Genomic DNA, 18,172 nt, shown 5'->3' with positions numbered 1-18,172 from the left:
TAGAGAAAAAGGGGTCCATGGTCGGACACAAAAATAAGGAGTTGGTTATGGATGATTCACAAGTAGATCAGATTCTACGAAATCCAAAATTTAAGGAAATGGTGAGAAGGAAAAGCATCTTAAGCTGGACGCTCACAGGAATTATGCTGTTTATCTATGTCGGTTTTATGCTTTTGGTCGGTTACAACAAAGAATTTTTAGGAAGCTCATTTAGCGGAGGAGTAACCACTGTAGGTATCCCCCTTGGTTTGAGCATCATCGTGTTGTCATTTTATTATGTGGTGTCTATTCCTATATTGCCAATAATAAACTTGATCAATTAAACGAAGAAGCACTCAAGGAAGTTGAGGCGATTACGCATGAAAAAGGGATGCACTAAGATGAAAGGAATGTCATTTACAGCAAAACTTTTCGCCGTGATCAGTTTTTGTTGTTCAAGTATTGCATTTGCAGGACCTGATTTGGGCGCGGCAGAGCAACAAGCAACCAACTGGCATGCGATTATCATGTTCGCAATTTTTGTTGGTTTAACGCTATTCATTACCAAGTGGGCCGCAAAGCAAACTCAATCTGCTAAAGACTTCTATACTGCGGGTGGCGGTATTAGCGGTTTCCAAAATGGTTTGGCGATTGCTGGTGACTATATGTCTGCCGCATCGTTTTTGGGTATTTCTGCCATGGTCTTCATGTCAGGTTTCGATGGTCTCCTTTACTCACTTGGTTTTATGGTCGGTTGGCCCATCGTATTGTTCTTAATTGCCGAGCGTTTACGTAATTTAGGTAAATATAATTTATCAGATGTGGTGTCTTTCCGTCTGGAAGAGAAACCTGTACGTACTCTTGCGGCAATGAGTTCATTGGTGGTGGTTGCATTTTATCTGATTGCACAAATGGTAGGTGCAGGTCAGTTAATTAAACTACTCTTTGGTCTGAACTATAATGTTGCGGTAGTGATTGTTGGCTTACTGATGATGGCGTATGTCATGTTCGGTGGGATGTTGGCGACGACATGGGTACAGATCATTAAAGCAGTGATGTTACTAAGCGGTGCAACTTTCATGGCCTTTATGGTGATGAAAGGTGTTGGGTTCAGCTTTACCAATATGTTCAATCAAGCAATTGAGGCCTATGGTCAAGCGCATAACTTAAGTTGGAATGAAGCTTTAAGAATTATGAGTCCTGGTTCGTTGACAGCAAATCCAATTGATGCTGTTTCACTGGGTCTTGCGCTAATGTTTGGTACGGCTGGTTTACCACATATTCTAATGCGCTTCTTTACCGTTAAAGATGCGAAAGAAGCACGTAAATCGGTTGTAGTGGCCACAGGTTTCATTGGTTACTTCTACCTTTTAACCTTTATCATTGGTTTTGGTGCAATCCTATTTGTTGCCAACAACCCGCAATTCCTTGATGTTGCAAAAATGGCAGTCACTGGAAAGTTAGAGTTGATGGGTGGGAATAACATGGCTGCGGTGCATCTGAGTGATGCCGTCGGTGGCGATTTATTCATGGGCTTTATCTCAGCGGTTGCCTTTGCCACAATTTTAGCAGTGGTTGCTGGCTTAACTCTGTCAGGTGCATCAGCGATTTCACATGATCTTTATGCAAACGTATTCAAAAAAGGGAAAACTACGCCTGCATCTGAGCTACGTATGTCAAAAATTGCAACTTTAGGTTTAGCTATTTTTGCGATGGTACTTGGTATTTTATTCGAAAAACAAAACGTTGCATTCATGGTCGGTTTAGCATTCTCGGTTGCATGTTGTGCAAACTTCCCGATTTTAGTGTTATCTATGTTCTGGAAAGGGTTGACTACACGTGGCGCAGTTATCGGTGGTTTAGTAGGCTTGATTGGTGCGGTCAGCCTCATCATTCTTTCTAAAGCTGTTTGGGTTGATACGTTGGGTATTTCTGACACTGCACCAAACCCATTCAACGGTCCAGCATTATTTGCGATGCCACTCTCATTCTTCTGCTGCTGGTTCTTCTCTGTAACGGATAAGTCAGCACGTGCTGAAAAAGAGCGTAAAGCATTTGATGCACAGTATGTTCGTTCAATGACTGGGGTGGGTGCTACAGGTGCATCTGATCACTAATCAACATGTTGATATAAAGATAGAGCCCTCAATTGATTGAGGGCTTTTTCAATTGTTATTGATGCATACTGGCAAGTTGTTGTGATTGCTTTCGATATAACGACAGCCCCGTTTTCTGTAGTTGTCGTCCATTTCGTTCAAGAAATTGGTTGATTGGCGCAATATATTTGGCACTGGTATAGAGGGTGAGATTACGAAGTATCAGATAGTAAGCAAACCATGACGCAGACTGAGCATCTAAACCAAGGCGTTTCATTTTCTTACGACCAATAAAAAACTGGGTAATTTCTAAATGTTGTTTATAGGCGAGTTTCTGTTGAAAAGTACGTAAATAACGGTATTGACGTTCAAAAGGTTCTTTGGAAAGGCTAGATCCCAGTGAAATACTGCTCGCATCAGATTTAGGATGAGCAAACTGCATCCAGTAAATGAGTTTCCAACCATCACGCTCTTGATCAACCAGCCATTTCTCTTCAATTCCCATTAACCAGCCTGCATATTTCCAAAAATGTAAAAAACTATCGACTTCCTGTTTATTTGGGAAAATACCGAGAGCGCGGATACCAATTAAAACCACGCCACTAAATGCAATATTGGTCATTGCTTGGTCATATTGATTGATTGGAAGACCCCATGTTTCAGCATCCCATTTTTCTGATTTTCTCAGTTGATGGCGAACCAGAGCGTGAATGAAACGAACGTAGATCGTTGAGGTAAAACCTTTACCAAAACGTGTAAAGCCATCTGGTTCAGTGATATCCACCCACCATTTCGTGGTTTCAGCAAGACGAGTGCCAGCTTGTTTTTTTAATGCACCTGTCAAAATCAATGGCTGATTAAATCCAGGATACATGTAGCCTGTCATTAATGATAAATCTCTTAAAATCAAACCATTATTGATACCTAGTCGATAGGTAAATTTGATTGCAGCGTCAATTTTATGTTGCTCATACCAAACTGGTTTTTGTTCAACCAAATGAAAAAAATCAGTAAGCTCTGGAATGTTATGGGGGAGTTTATCGAGTCCTTCATAAAGTGCAGTTTCAAAATACTTACGGTGTAGTTTGGGGTTTTGCAACATCCACTGCATCACTTGATCCATTGGTTCGTCACCACTTTGTAATGCTGTATTGAGTGCCAGATATTCGTCATAATTTGGCTGTATGTCTTGGTTAACTAAATAACTTAATACTTTGCTGGTGATACTGGATTGGACCATTTTTTCATAGGAAGCCAAACGCTTAGGTTTATTTAGATTTAGCATTGCATCACGCCTCAGATTATTATCTAATCAAAGCTTAATACGAATAAATATTCGCATTCAATTCGCATTTAAATCGAGGCTGTACATGAGAAAACGCCCACAGCAACAACGTGCCAAAATGATTGTGGAAAGTATTTTAGAGGGTGCTCAAAAATGCATTGCTGAGCATGGGGTGCTACAGGTCACCACGCCTAAAATTTCTGAAAAATCAGGTGTTGGTGTTGGCTCGATTTATCAATACTTCGAAAATAAAGAGCAAATTATTGCCGAGTTGCTATTACGTAAAAGTGAAAATTTGGGGCAAGCTTTAAAACAGTTAGTGGTCTTGCAAGAGCAAGCTTCTATTCAAGACATCATCACATTAAGCATTGCCTTTGGTTTCGAAACATTAAAGTCTGATCAAGGCTTTTTTATTGAGATTTTAAAAAATTGGCATGCCTATAGTGAGTCTGAAGCAGCTCAGGTTTTGGAACAACATTTTCTAGAAATAGGGATGTATTTGTTTGGGCGATATTATCCCCAGTGGGACTTTGAAACCTTAAAGCATAAATCTTTTGTGATTATCAATAGTACTTTATTTACCATGATGCGTTATGCCAGTAAAAATACATTTTTAATTGAAGAACAAAGACTTCAACAAGAATTAGCGAAAATGATTATTGCCTTTTTAACGACGGATTAAATGTCACATTGTGATTATCAACGCACAGTAATGTGTAGTGTATTGGTGAGCAAAGTGGTTGATGATTAGGTGTTCAGTACATTCTTTGTTACCCTAAAAAATAACCGACATAGTGGTTTTTTATTGGAAAGTTATCATTTCTGTACCCACAGCTTTGATAATTCCTTTTATAAACTCTGATGAGTTTTTTTATAGTTTAGACGTTTTTAATTATTCACTTTCCGTCTTCTAGTGTGCCGAAGCGACGCAATAGCTATTAGAATAGTATGGAGAAAATATGCATTCCAAAACATCATCTTGGTTGTCCAACGTCAACCGAAATGTTTTCTTTAGCACGGTATTGATTATTTCCGTATTCCTTTCGTTTGCAATCTTTACCCCTGGTATTTTTGAGAGTTTATCTGCCCAAGCAAAACAATGGATTACCGATTCTTTTAGTTGGTTCTATATTTTATGTGTGGCGATTTTTCTTGTTCTTTTGGTTTATATCGCCTGTTCTGCAAGTGGCAATATTAAACTAGGCCCAGATCATAGTCAGCCAGACTATAGTAAGGGTTCATGGTTTGCGATGCTGTTTACTGCAGGTATGGGCGTCGGACTGATGTTCTTTGGTGTGGCTGAACCGGTTATGCACTATGTAACCCCACCAAATAGTGATCCTGAAACAGTGCAAGCAGCCAAAGAGGCATTGAGAATTACTTTCTTCCACTGGGGGGTACATGCATGGGCTGTTTATGCGTTGGTAGGTTTATCACTGGCATATTTTGCTTACCGTCATAATTTACCGCTTAAAACACGTTCTGCCTTATATCCGATTATTGGTAAACGTATTTATGGGCGTTGGGGAGATGCAATTGATACCTTTGCGACCGTTGGTACGATTTTTGGTGTTGCGACTTCATTAGGTTTTGGTGTGTTACAGGTCAATGCAGGCTTAAACTATTTGTTTGGTCTTGATCAAAGCACATCTACACAGATTATGCTGATTATTTTTGTCAGTATTTTGGCAGCTTTATCTGTATTTGCAGGTCTAGAAAAGGGGGTGAAACGCTTATCTGAGCTGAACTTAATCCTTGCTGTCGTTTTGGTTACCTTTGTTTTTTTAGTTGGACCGACATTACATCTATTACGTACTACGGTTGAAAATACTGGACAGTACCTTTCAAATCTATTTGTGATGACCTTTAATCTTCAGGCTTATGAGTCAACAGGTTGGATTGGTGGTTGGACCGTATTTTATTGGTCTTGGTGGATTGCTTGGTCTCCATTTGTAGGGATGTTTATTGCTCGCGTATCCCGTGGACGTACCATTCGAGAGTTTATTCTTGGGGTCATTCTTATTCCAACAGGCTTCACGATTGTATGGATGGGATTTTGGGGGAATGCCGCACTGTTTAGCATCATGCAAGAAAACAATATTGCCTTGATGCAAATGGTACAAGAAGATTCATCAGTTGCTCTTTTTGAGTTTTTAAATCATTTGCCGCTTTCTGGTGTCATGAGCTTATTGGCTGCGATACTGGTTCTACTCTTCTTTGTGACCTCAGCCGATTCAGGTGCATTAGTGGTGAACTATTTAACTGCCAAAAATGAGGAAACGCCTGCATGGCAAAGAGTATTTTGGGTGGTGCTGATTGCAACACTGACGATCTGTTTGTTGTTGGTTGGTGGTTTATCAACTTTGCAGGCATCAATGTTAGTCAGTGCACTGCCATTTGCGTTAATCATGTTGCTGATGAGCTGGGGTTTATTAAAAGCATTAAATCTTGATGCGACCAAAGCCAAAATGTTGACTGAGGCACGAACAACACCGCGAGCGATGAACAACCCGCGCAGTTGGCAGCAACGTTTAGGTTTGATCATGCATTACCCGCATACTGAAGAAGAGGTCAAGCAATATATTGCGACACAAGTAAGAAAAGCGTTTGAGGCTGTACAAGCTGAATTTAAACGCCGTAAATTACAAGTCAGTATTGATGAAACCGAACAAGGTTTACGCTTACGTGTGGATCACCATCAGGAAATTAATTTTGAATATACGGTTTTTTCACATCAAACCACGCCACCTAGTTTTATGTTGGGGCAAAGTGAGGCTGAGGATGAAGACCGAGAATACTTTCAAGCTGAAGTATTTCTACGAGAAGGTGGTCAAAATTATGATGTGATGGACTGGACACAAGAAGATTTGATCCAAGACATTATTGATCAATATGAGCGGCACTTATATTTCCTCAATGTGGTCCGTAGTTAAGCCTAATCGATCAATCAAAATAAAAAAGATGTCCAATACGGGCATCTTTTTTCATTCAGAACGAGAAAAAAATCATATTTTTGTGGATAAAATAGACAAACTCGCCTTTTTTGTAGAAAAAAGAAGCATGCAAAAGGAAATAATAAGAAAAGGGGTTGTGTTGGGTTGTGAATGCTGTAGAATGCACATCCATCGGCGGTGATGCGGATAAAAACTTGTTGATAAACAAGGATTTGGCTTTAGTGGTTAGATTTTTGGGTTGTTTGATAAGTTTTAAAAATATCTAAATTACCTGTTGACTTTTAAGAGATTGAGAGTAATATAGCCGACCTAGCTTGATGATGACGAATCATCGAGAAGATCATTAAGAGAATAGAAGAACAACTTGTGTGGATTTTTACTGGTTAATCGATCGAAAATATTTCATTGATTGAATGGTAGAAATTACTCGAAGTTTATTTGAGAAATTAATGTCAGAAAATTGATGAGCCAAGATTTGTAGCCATAAGCTACTAATGATTTTAAACTGAAGAGTTTGATCATGGCTCAGATTGAACGCTGGCGGCAGGCTTAACACATGCAAGTCGAGCGGGGAAGTGTAGCTTGCTACATTACCTAGCGGCGGACGGGTGAGTAATGCTTAGGAATCTGCCTATTAGTGGGGGACAACATTCCGAAAGGAATGCTAATACCGCATACGTCCTACGGGAGAAAGCAGGGGATCTTCGGACCTTGCGCTAATAGATGAGCCTAAGTCGGATTAGCTAGTTGGTGGGGTAAAGGCCTACCAAGGCGACGATCTGTAGCGGGTCTGAGAGGATGATCCGCCACACTGGGACTGAGACACGGCCCAGACTCCTACGGGAGGCAGCAGTGGGGAATATTGGACAATGGGCGGAAGCCTGATCCAGCCATGCCGCGTGTGTGAAGAAGGCCTTTTGGTTGTAAAGCACTTTAAGCGAGGAGGAGGCTACTCTAGTTAATACCTAGAGATAGTGGACGTTACTCGCAGAATAAGCACCGGCTAACTCTGTGCCAGCAGCCGCGGTAATACAGAGGGTGCGAGCGTTAATCGGATTTACTGGGCGTAAAGCGTGCGTAGGCGGCTGATTAAGTCGGATGTGAAATCCCTGAGCTTAACTTAGGAATTGCATTCGATACTGGTCAGCTAGAGTATGGGAGAGGATGGTAGAATTCCAGGTGTAGCGGTGAAATGCGTAGAGATCTGGAGGAATACCGATGGCGAAGGCAGCCATCTGGCCTAATACTGACGCTGAGGTACGAAAGCATGGGGAGCAAACAGGATTAGATACCCTGGTAGTCCATGCCGTAAACGATGTCTACTAGCCGTTGGGGCCTTTGAGGCTTTAGTGGCGCAGCTAACGCGATAAGTAGACCGCCTGGGGAGTACGGTCGCAAGACTAAAACTCAAATGAATTGACGGGGGCCCGCACAAGCGGTGGAGCATGTGGTTTAATTCGATGCAACGCGAAGAACCTTACCTGGTCTTGACATAGTAAGAACTTTCCAGAGATGGATTGGTGCCTTCGGGAACTTACATACAGGTGCTGCATGGCTGTCGTCAGCTCGTGTCGTGAGATGTTGGGTTAAGTCCCGCAACGAGCGCAACCCTTTTCCTTATTTGCCAGCGGGTTAAGCCGGGAACTTTAAGGATACTGCCAGTGACAAACTGGAGGAAGGCGGGGACGACGTCAAGTCATCATGGCCCTTACGACCAGGGCTACACACGTGCTACAATGGTCGGTACAAAGGGTTGCTACCTAGCGATAGGATGCTAATCTCAAAAAGCCGATCGTAGTCCGGATTGGAGTCTGCAACTCGACTCCATGAAGTCGGAATCGCTAGTAATCGCGGATCAGAATGCCGCGGTGAATACGTTCCCGGGCCTTGTACACACCGCCCGTCACACCATGGGAGTTTGTTGCACCAGAAGTAGGTAGTCTAACCGCAAGGAGGACGCTTACCACGGTGTGGCCGATGACTGGGGTGAAGTCGTAACAAGGTAGCCGTAGGGGAACCTGCGGCTGGATCACCTCCTTAACGAAAGATTGATGGCCGGTAAGAATCCACAACAAGTTGTTCTTCGAAGATGTATCTGAGGGTCTGTAGCTCAGTTGGTTAGAGCACACGCTTGATAAGCGTGGGGTCACAAGTTCAAGTCTTGTCAGACCCACCACTACTGACGAAGTGATGAATAATCACAAGCTGCTAGATTAAAAGATATGTCGTTCATTATGATTAAAGCTGGGGACTTAGCTTAGTTGGTAGAGCGCCTGCTTTGCACGCAGGAGGTCAGGAGTTCGACTCTCCTAGTCTCCACCACTAAAGATTACAGAATTTAGTAAGTTAAAGCTTATTAACTTCTGTGATTTATCACAGTTTACTGCAAGCTGACGAGGCTGTAGTTAATCATTAACAGATTAGTAGAATTGAGTCTGAAATAAATTGTTCACTCAATTCATTCGAAAGAATGAAATTGAGAACTAGCAAAAACACTGAATCAAGCGTTTTGGTATATGAATTTAGATTGAAGCTGTACGGTGCTTAAGTGCACGAGGCAACAAACTGGATGAGAGCGATGTGAGTTGAAAAACAAACATAGCAATCTGTCCTAACCTTACTTGTAAGGGTTAGCGACTGTTTGGGGTTGTATAGTCAAGTAATTAAGTGCATGTGGTGGATGCCTTGGCAGTCAGAGGCGATGAAAGACGTGATAGCCTGCGAAAAGCTCCGGGGAGGCGGCAAATATCCTTTGATCCGGAGATATCTGAATGGGGGAACCCACCCGCTATAAGGCGGGTATCATAAGCTGAATACATAGGCTTATGAAGCGAACGAGGGGAAGTGAAACATCTCAGTACCCTTAGGAAAAGAAATCAATTGAGATTCCCTTAGTAGCGGCGAGCGAACGGGGATCAGCCCATTAAGTTGTGTGTGTTCTAGTGGAACGCTCTGGGAAGTGCGAACGTAGAGGGTGATATTCCCGTACACGAAAGGGCACACACAATGATGACGAGTAGGGCGAGGCACGTGAAACCTTGTCTGAATATGGGGGGACCATCCTCCAAGGCTAAATACTCCTGACTGACCGATAGTGAACCAGTACCGTGAGGGAAAGGCGAAAAGAACCCCTGTGAGGGGAGTGAAATAGATCCTGAAACCGCATGCATACAAGCAGTGGGAGCACCTTCGTGGTGTGACTGCGTACCTTTTGTATAATGGGTCAGCGACTTATATTCAGTAGCGAGGTTAACCGCATAGGGGAGCCGTAGAGAAATCGAGTCTTAATAGGGCGTATAGTTGCTGGGTATAGACCCGAAACCAGGCGATCTATCCATGAGCAGGTTGAAGGTTGGGTAACACTAACTGGAGGACCGAACCCACTGTCGTTGAAAAGCCAGGGGATGACTTGTGGATAGGGGTGAAAGGCTAATCAAGCCTGGTGATAGCTGGTTCTCCCCGAAAGCTATTTAGGTAGCGCCTCGGACGAATACCATTGGGGGTAGAGCACTGTTTCGGCTAGGGGGTCATCCCGACTTACCAAACCGATGCAAACTCCGAATACCAATGAGTACTATCCGGGAGACAGACTGCGGGTGCTAACGTCCGTAGTCAAGAGGAAAACAATCCAGACCGCCAGCTAAGGCCCCAAAATCATAGTTAAGTGGGAAACGATGTGGGAAGGCATAGACAGCTAGGAGGTTGGCTTAGAAGCAGCCACCCTTTAAAGAAAGCGTAATAGCTCACTAGTCGAGTCGGCCTGCGCGGAAGATGTAACGGGGCTAAAACTATGTGCCGAAGCTGCGGATTTGACTTTAAGTCAAGTGGTAGGGGAGCGTTCTGTAAGCCGATGAAGGTGTATTGAGAAGTATGCTGGAGGTATCAGAAGTGCGAATGCTGACGTGAGTAACGACAAAACGGGTGAAAAACCCGTTCGCTGAAAGACCAAGGGTTCCAGTCCAACGTTAATCGGGGCTGGGTGAGTCGACCCCTAAGGCGAGGCCGAGAGGCGTAGTCGATGGGAAATTGGTTAATATTCCAATACTTCTGTGTAATGCGATGAGAGGACGGAGAAGGTTAAGTCAGCCTGGCGTTGGTTGTCCAGGTGGAAGACAGTAGGCATGCATCTTAGGCAAATCCGGGGTGCTCTATGCTGAGAGTCGATAGCAAGCTGTACTTGTACAGTGAAGTGGCTGATACCATGCTTCCAGGAAAAGTCTCTAAGCTTCAGTTACACAGGAATCGTACCCGAAACCGACACAGGTGGTCAGGTCGAGTAGACCAAAGCGCTTGAGAGAACTCTGCTGAAGGAACTAGGCAAAATGGTACCGTAACTTCGGGAGAAGGTACGCTGCTGACGGTGATGGGACTTGCTCCCTGAGCTATTGGCAGCCACAGAAACCAGGCCGCTGCAACTGTTTATTAAAAACATAGCACTCTGCAAACACGAAAGTGGACGTATAGGGTGTGATGCCTGCCCGGTGCTGGAAGGTTAATTGATGGGGTTAGCGTAAGCGAAGCTCTTGATCGAAGCCCCAGTAAACGGCGGCCGTAACTATAACGGTCCTAAGGTAGCGAAATTCCTTGTCGGGTAAGTTCCGACCTGCACGAATGGCATAATGATGGCGGCGCTGTCTCCAGCAGAGGCTCAGTGAAATCGAAATCGCTGTGAAGATGCAGTGTACCCGCGGCTAGACGGAAAGACCCCGTGAACCTTTACTGCAGCTTGACATTGAACTTTGACCTTACTTGTGTAGGATAGGTGGGAGGCTTTGAAGTTGGAACGCTAGTTCCAATGGAGCCGTCCTTGAAATACCACCCTGGTAATGTTGAGGTTCTAACTCTGTCCCGTTATCCGGGACGAGGACCATGTCTGGTGGGTAGTTTGACTGGGGCGGTCTCCTCCTAAAGAGTAACGGAGGAGTACGAAGGTGCGCTCAGCGTGGTCGGAAATCACGCGTAGAGTATAAAGGCAAAAGCGCGCTTAACTGCGAGACCCACAAGTCGAGCAGGTACGAAAGTAGGTCTTAGTGATCCGGTGGTTCTGTATGGAAGGGCCATCGCTCAACGGATAAAAGGTACTCTGGGGATAACAGGCTGATACCGCCCAAGAGTTCATATCGACGGCGGTGTTTGGCACCTCGATGTCGGCTCATCTCATCCTGGGGCTGAAGCAGGTCCCAAGGGTATGGCTGTTCGCCATTTAAAGAGGTACGCGAGCTGGGTTTAGAACGTCGTGAGACAGTTCGGTCCCTATCTACCGTGGGCGCTGGAAATTTGAGAGGATCTGCTCCTAGTACGAGAGGACCAGAGTGGACGAACCTCTGGTGTACCGGTTGTGACGCCAGTCGCATCGCCGGGTAGCTATGTTCGGAAGGGATAACCGCTGAAAGCATCTAAGCGGGAAGCCTACCTCAAGATAAGATTTCCCTAGGAATTTATTCCTCTAAAGAGCCGTTCGAGACTAGGACGTTGATAGGTTGGGTGTGGAAGCACGGTGACGTGTGAAGCTGACCAATACTAATTGCTCGTGAGGCTTGACTATACAACACCCAAACAGTTGTTGTATTCAAGATAAATTCAATACATAACTTGATTTAGTGTCAAAACTAGTTACAATACGACTCGATTAACTAATCCGTTAATAACTCTTTCGGTACTAAGTGGCATGAACTTAATAATAAGTTCAAAAGTAAGACCACCCAAAGCCAAAACAGTTTGCTGGCGACAATAGCAAGAGTGAACCACCTGATCCCTTCCCGAACTCAGAAGTGAAACCTCTTCGCGCTGATGGTAGTGTGGCACTTGCCATGTGAGAGTAAGTCATCGCCAGCTTTTAAATATAAACACCCCTAACCTAACGGTTAGGGGTGTTTTTTATTGCAACGAGAAAAAGGAAATAAGCGCTTAGCAATTTTTATAGTGATGCTAATAAATTGTATTAAAAACACTTTATTGTCATACCTAAATCAAATATAAATATTTAAATAGAACAAACGAAGTTAATCCTAAGTCAGTCTAAGTTTTTAATCTGAAAATTATAAAAAGGACGTTTTTGTGCTCAATGTCATTGTTCAATTAGTAGGTGGAATTGGTTTATTTCTTTTGGGCATGTCTTTGATGACAGATAGCTTAAAAGCAATTGCGGGTGAAGCATTACGACAATGGCTGGTTCGATTTACCAATTCACCGACGAAAGCTGTTTTATCAGGGATTGGTCTAACAGTTGTGGTCCAGTCTTCTACAGCAACGACACTAGCAACCATTGGCTTTGTCAGTGCGGGTATCTTAAGTTTTAGTCATGCAATAGGTGTGATTATTGGTGCAAATATTGGGACCACGAGTACAGGCTGGATGGTTGCACTATTAGGCTTAAAGTTTTCAATTGCGAGTTTTGCTTTGCCGCTTGTTGGTGTTGGGGCGTTACTTAATTTATTCGGTAAAGAAAAGATTGCTTTTATTGGTCTAACTCTAGCTGGTTTCGGACTACTGTTCTTAGGGATTCAATTTCTACAAGATGCCATGAGTGGATTGGCATTACTCATCGATTTATCACGTTGGTCAGAACCAAGCTTGATGATGAAGCTTGTTTTACTGCTCATCGGTGTGTTAATGACCATCTTATTACAGTCTTCGAGTGCTGCGATTACAACGACATTAGCTGCATTGTCTACTCAAACGATAAATCTGGAACAGACATTAGTTTTGGTGATCGGGCAGAATATTGGGACGGTTGCCACAGCTGTATTGGCTGCAATTGGTGGTACAACAAGCGCAAAGAGAACTGCTGCTGTTCATGTGATTTTTAATGTTGTGACTGCTGTATTTGCTTTTATTTTATTATCGCCTGCCTTTATTTGGGCATATCAACATTTTGAAAGTGTTCAGCAATTGGGCCCTGTATTGTTGGTGGCCGCATTTCATACCACTTTTAGTTTATTAGGGGCATGTATTTTCATGCCTTTCTTGGCTAAATTTGAACAATTGATTATTCGTTTACTTCCAGAAAAAGAGCATGCCACTACACGATATTTAGATGAGTCGCTTTATAGTGTTCCAGCACTTGCAATTGCAGCCGTTGAATGTGCTTTGTTAAGGTCAATCTCGGATATGTATGGAATCTTTGTGCGTTGTATTCGTGGGCAAATGGTGGCTGAATTAGTTAAAACTGATGAATTTGACTATACGTTAGGCAAGATTGAGAACTATCTTGATAAAATGTCTGCCCCACAATCTATAGCAGATCAACATCGATTATTGATTTTGCTGAGATTAGTTGTATATGTACGGGTGCTTAAAAATGATTTAAGTAGTGTGGCTCATATAGAAAGTATTCAAAATCAGAGCAATATTGAGGAATTAGCCAATCGTTTTGCCGTGATTCTTGAGCAATTTATTCCTTATTTGCTGAATGAACCTTTTACCCGAATTCCTAACGCTTTGGTCGATGAGTTGGCTAATTTTTCCTCAGAAATGCAGGCTCATCAAGATTTAGTTCGACAAAAAATAATTGAAGAATCTTCGTCAAGAATGGTGTCAGCCGCTTATACATTAGAACAACTGGCAGCACAGCGGTGGTTAGAGCATTTGGTGATTCATTGTAGTCGTGTCGCAATTTTATTGGGGGACAATGAGCAAGTGTTGGTTAATGAGGAGTTAGAGGCTACTCAAGCATGATCGTACTTGATATATAAGTCTGAGAAGTAAAAATGAATCGAAAGTACTATTCGACTTATGTCTTTTATGCAGTGATGAGTTGCTGCATCGTGGTGGGATATGCTTATTTGCGAGGCGAATCTTTTCAGTGGTTAGGTGTTGGTATCGCGTTGATTCTTGGAATTATTTTTATATCATTTATTGTTAGGCTGCCTGTATTTAGTCAATACTATATTCCAAATAAACAACGCAAAAATGCAATTGTTCGTCGGCATTCTATCCATTACGCGAACCGAAGGGCTGCACCTGTGATGTCAGGCTTAGTATCGGCAATGTTACTAATCGGGGTTTTTTATTTATTAGGATTTGAGACATTTAAAATTGAATGCTTTGTGGGAGCTATTGTCTCAGCAATCATGAGTTTTTATTATGAACCCTAAGCTTTCATGTTCTAAAAGGATAGTTTTTCGTAAAAGCAGTTGCTTTAAGCTTTCTTCATTTGCTGACAAGCCTATAATGATTAAGAATCATTCCAAATCTAATAAGGAAATAACATGTCAACTGATCAACAATTTCCGACACCAGCCAATCTTGGTATCGCAGTGTATTCAAATAATGCCGAAGCAATCGGTAACACGCCTTTAGTACGCATTAACCGTGCTATTCAAACAGGTGCAACTGTACTGGCAAAAATTGAAAGTCGTAATCCTGCATTTTCAGTAAAGTGTCGTATTGGTGCGGCATTGATTGCTGATGCAGAGAAACGTGGCGTACTTAAAGCTGGTATGCATATTGTTGAGCCAACCAGTGGTAATACTGGGATTGCGTTAGCATTCGTTGCAGCAGCAAAAGGCTATCCAATTACTTTAACAATGCCATCAAGTATGAGTTTGGAGCGTAGAAAAGTATTAAAGGCATTGGGTGCAAATCTCGTTTTGACTGATCCTGCGAAAGGTATGAAGGGTGCGGTAGATGAGGCAGTACGTTTAGCCACTGAAAATCCTCAGCAATATTTTTTACCACAACAATTTGAAAATCCAGCTAATCCTCAAATTCATGTGGATACCACTGGCCCTGAGATTTGGCAGGCAACCAATGGTCAAGTCGATATCTTAGTCGCTGGTGTGGGGACGGGTGGAACGATTACAGGAATTTCTCGCTATTTTGAGCAAGTTCAGAACAAGCCATTATATTCAGTCGCTGTTGAGCCTGCTGAATCTCCTATTATTACCCAGACTCGGAATGGTGAGAGTATCAGCCCTGCACCACACAAAATTCAAGGGATCGGCGCCAATTTTATTCCTAAAAATTTAGATTTAGATTTGGTCGATGAGGTTGTGCCTGTAAATAGTGCCGATGCAATTGAGTGGGCAAGAAAATGTGCAACTCAGGAAGGAATTTTGGTGGGTATTTCAAGTGGTGCAGCATTAGCAGCAGCAGCAAAAATTGCTGAACGTCCTGAAAATGCTGGCAAGACCATTGTGGTGATCTTACCTGATAGTGGTGAGCGTTATTTATCTTCAGTCTTGTTCGAAGGGATGTTTGAAGAAGCTTAATATCTTTTTAAAACCAAAAACCATGCTTGATCAGCATGGTTTTTTATAGATTACAGCGCTCTTTTGAGCTCTTTTTTATGCCGTTCAACGGAGCGAGCATATTTTCTGGCTTTGTGCCGATTGCTAAAACTGCGTTGATAGCCTGTCGGACCTACATAATAATAACCCAATGCTTTGTGCCAACTGCCTGCGGATTTGTAATAGGTTGCAAGGACATGTGTACCACAATTGATATTAATATATTCATTGTATAAATCACCAGGACAATCTTGTCTCCAATGACTTGGGATGATTTGCATGAGCCCAAGTGCTCCTGTTGGTGAGCGTGCATTTGAGCGATAACTGGACTCTTGACGAATCACCGCTGCCACTAAGAGGGGAGGAACGTCGTGTTGTTTAGCACTTTGGAGAATAATGGGAGAGAGTCGATCAGCTGTGGTCGGAGAAACAGAATAAGCTTGCTGGATACCTTTGGATAGTTTTGGGGCATTTAAACTACTACATGCGGTTAAACTCACAATGGATAAAAATATGATCAATTTGAATGGAATCAAAAAGTAATTTTTGAGTGTAAAAAGAGTCGTCGTGTTAAAAACAACCAAAGTAATTCATCCACGTGCCAAAAGTTGGTCCGATGTTAGAAATTATGAGGTTGAAGATCAATAGAGATTCTGTTGTATAAATAATAAAACAAGAGCATTGTTTAGCGTTTTTCAATCGCTTCAGGATAGGCGTATACTGTTTCCAGTCAAGGAGTCACGATGTCTAAGCCTGAAGCACTGTCTGCTCATATTGAGTATGGGTCTAAATCATTTACTGCAATTCTATGGTCGTTGTTCTTTGCAGGTTTTGCCTCATTTTCATCTTTGTACTGCGTACAACCGATGATGCCGATTTTTGCAAAATTCTTTCAGGTTTCACCTACACATAGTAGTTTCCCACTTTCTTTTTCCACCGTGGCTTTAGCCATAGGTTTATTGTTTACGGGTTTTATCTCTGATCGTTTTGGGCGAAAACCCATTATGGTTTTTGCTTTGTTTTTGGTTTCTCTTCTCTTGCTCATCAGTGCCTCATTTCCGATTTGGGAAGTCTTTTTGACTACTCGTATTTTTATTGGATTGGCGGTGAGTGGCGTTGCTGCGGTTGCGATGACGTATATCGGGGAAGAGATTGCCCAGCAAGATATTGGTTTTGCTATGGGATTGTATATCTCTGGCACCGCCATTGGTGGGATGGGTGGGCGTTTGATCGCAGGTGTTTTAGTTGACTTTATTTCTTGGCAATCGGCTACTTATATCATTGGATTTTTGAATCTGGTCATCGCTTGTTTATTTTATTTGTTATTACCAAAGTCTCAACATTTTCAACCTTACCCATTTCGATTTTCCCGTTTTAAAGCTGCATTTGAACAGAACCTTAAAGATCCAAAATTACGGATTTTATTTGCTCAGGGTTTTATCTTAATGGGCTGTTTAGTGACGGTATTTAACTACATTAGCTATCATTTATTAGAAGCGCCATTTCATTTATCACAAGCATGGATTGGTGTGATCTCAATTGCTTATCTAGCAGGTATTTATAGTTCACCTAAAGCGGCACAATGGGGCTTTAAATATGGACGTGATAAGGTGTTGCCTTGCTTGTTATTGAGTATGATACTGGGATTATTCATCACGCTCATTCCATCGCTGTGGGCGGTTTTACTCGGTTTAACGATTTTCACTTTTTCCTTTTTCGCAGCACATTCAACAGCCAGCAGTTGGGTTTCTGTGCAAGCGGTGCAATATCGTGCGGTGGCCTCGTCCTTGTATTTATTCTGCTATTACGTTGGTTCAAGTTTGCTTGGTAGCAGTGGTGGTTTGATTTGGGAAAATTTTGGCTGGGTTGGGATTAATCTGAGTGTAGGGATGGTGTTGGTGCTTGGTCTGGTTTTGGCAATAGATTTAATGCGTAAAGAAAAAAATTAAAATAAAACGACAACTATAGTCGCACCAACTTGATAAAAGTCTTTGAAATTTAGTAAGTTAAACCTGTGTCATGTTGGCACAATTTTGATATTAAAATTGGGGAAAATAAGATGGAACTGCACAGTCGCGTTTACTATAAGCATCCTGATACCAAAGTAATGGGGCTATTAGAATCATTATTTAAAGATCATGCAGGGAGCGCAGAAAAGTTTCTAGAAGCTGCGCTAGAAATTAATGCTGACGGTACGGAACTAACGCAAGCTTTATTAGATCAGATTGATTCAATTCAATACGATTTAGATCCAGAGCACTTAGATTATATTGCGGGTTATGCTGTTTTAGAATTTACACATGGCTCAAATGGCGATGAAAATATTGAGAATATTCTATTATTTTTAAAAGGCTTATTACCTGATATTCATGCACAAGCTTGGGGTTGTGGAGATGATGATCCATGGGAGTTTTGGTTCAAATTTGATGGTGATGAACTTATTCGTGAAGATGATGAACCTTATAATGACCCTGATGAAGATGAAGAAATTAAAGCTTCTATTTACGTATGGTGGCATCAAGACTTACCTGTAGAAATTAAGGAAGGTTTCTTGAACGAAGACGAATAATTATCAACGCTTTATATGTGTATTTCCTCGAATAGTTACAAATTCTTTTTGAGGAAATG

10 protein-coding genes, 2 tRNA genes, 3 rRNA genes and 1 pseudogene are annotated in these 18,172 nt (G+C 42.3%); 14 read left to right on the top strand and 2 right to left on the bottom strand.

All coding sequences use genetic code 11. The annotated features are described in order from the left end of the window. Positions 1 to 47 precede the first annotated feature (47 nt). Both DS737_RS15095 and DS737_RS15090 read left to right on the top strand, forming a co-directional pair. Positions 48 to 379: pseudogene (locus DS737_RS15095) on the top strand (DUF485 domain-containing protein). Between the two features lies 1 nt (position 380). Beyond that, on the top strand, positions 381 to 2,096 hold the full coding sequence (locus tag DS737_RS15090) for a cation acetate symporter (protein WP_113997854.1): 1,716 nt from the start codon (positions 381 to 383) through the stop codon (positions 2,094 to 2,096). Between the two features lie 55 nt (positions 2,097 to 2,151). Here DS737_RS15090 and DS737_RS15085 read toward each other — a convergent pair whose 3' ends face one another. Beyond that, positions 2,152 to 3,360: an oxygenase MpaB family protein gene (locus tag DS737_RS15085; protein WP_004637513.1), complete on the bottom strand. Its 1,209-nt coding sequence runs from the start codon at positions 3,358 to 3,360 to the stop codon at positions 2,152 to 2,154. An 85-nt stretch (positions 3,361 to 3,445) separates the two neighbouring features. On the opposite strand from DS737_RS15085, the gene DS737_RS15080 reads away from it, so the two are divergent. The 10 genes from DS737_RS15080 to cysK all read left to right on the top strand — a co-directional run bounded on the left by DS737_RS15080 (position 3,446) and on the right by cysK (position 15,526). Next, positions 3,446 to 4,042, top strand: a complete 597-nt coding sequence (locus DS737_RS15080) for a TetR/AcrR family transcriptional regulator (RefSeq protein ID WP_004637514.1) — start codon at positions 3,446 to 3,448, stop codon at positions 4,040 to 4,042. A gap of 277 nt (positions 4,043 to 4,319) precedes the next feature. Next, a complete protein-coding gene (locus DS737_RS15075; protein ID WP_005092474.1) occupies positions 4,320 to 6,293 on the top strand; it encodes a BCCT family transporter in 1,974 nt (657 codons plus the stop codon). Positions 6,294 to 6,816: 523 nt separating this feature from the next. After that, positions 6,817 to 8,354: ribosomal RNA gene (locus tag DS737_RS15065) — 16S ribosomal RNA — on the top strand. 59 nt (positions 8,355 to 8,413) lie between these two features. After that, a tRNA-Ile gene (locus DS737_RS15060) sits at positions 8,414 to 8,490 on the top strand. Between the two features lie 70 nt (positions 8,491 to 8,560). Beyond that, positions 8,561 to 8,636: transfer RNA gene (locus tag DS737_RS15055), tRNA-Ala, on the top strand. Between the two features lie 331 nt (positions 8,637 to 8,967). Then, positions 8,968 to 11,859, top strand: a 23S ribosomal RNA gene (locus DS737_RS15050). Between the two features lie 175 nt (positions 11,860 to 12,034). After that, positions 12,035 to 12,149 (top strand): 5S ribosomal RNA (gene rrf, locus DS737_RS15045). Together the 16S, 23S and 5S rRNA genes with 2 tRNA genes alongside form the textbook arrangement of a ribosomal RNA operon. A gap of 222 nt (positions 12,150 to 12,371) precedes the next feature. Next, a complete protein-coding gene (locus DS737_RS15040; protein ID WP_113997852.1) occupies positions 12,372 to 13,991 on the top strand; it encodes a Na/Pi cotransporter family protein in 1,620 nt (539 codons plus the stop codon). 32 nt (positions 13,992 to 14,023) lie between these two features. Then, positions 14,024 to 14,410, top strand: coding sequence for a hypothetical protein (locus tag DS737_RS15035; protein WP_005084078.1), 387 nt, complete (start codon positions 14,024 to 14,026; stop codon positions 14,408 to 14,410). Between the two features lie 114 nt (positions 14,411 to 14,524). After that, positions 14,525 to 15,526: a cysteine synthase A gene (cysK, locus tag DS737_RS15030; RefSeq protein ID WP_005084077.1), complete on the top strand. Its 1,002-nt coding sequence runs from the start codon at positions 14,525 to 14,527 to the stop codon at positions 15,524 to 15,526. A 50-nt stretch (positions 15,527 to 15,576) separates the two neighbouring features. On the opposite strand, the gene DS737_RS15025 is transcribed toward cysK, so the two are convergent. After that, on the bottom strand, positions 15,577 to 16,128 hold the full coding sequence (locus DS737_RS15025; protein ID WP_005084075.1) for a lytic transglycosylase domain-containing protein: 552 nt from the start codon (positions 16,126 to 16,128) through the stop codon (positions 15,577 to 15,579). Positions 16,129 to 16,287: 159 nt separating this feature from the next. On the opposite strand from DS737_RS15025, the gene DS737_RS15020 reads away from it, so the two are divergent. Continuing rightward, positions 16,288 to 17,493 (top strand): MFS transporter, encoded by a 1,206-nt coding sequence (locus DS737_RS15020; protein ID WP_113997851.1) that lies wholly within the window; start codon positions 16,288 to 16,290, stop codon positions 17,491 to 17,493. 110 nt (positions 17,494 to 17,603) lie between these two features. Then, entirely contained in the window at positions 17,604 to 18,113 is a 510-nt protein-coding gene (locus tag DS737_RS15015; protein ID WP_017395292.1) for a hypothetical protein, read from the top strand. The last annotated feature ends 59 nt before the right edge of the window (positions 18,114 to 18,172 follow it).

This window comes from Acinetobacter haemolyticus (assembly GCF_003323815.1).
GTDB lineage: Bacteria > Pseudomonadota > Gammaproteobacteria > Pseudomonadales > Moraxellaceae > Acinetobacter > Acinetobacter haemolyticus.
This window is presented reverse-complemented; position numbering and strand designations above follow the sequence as displayed.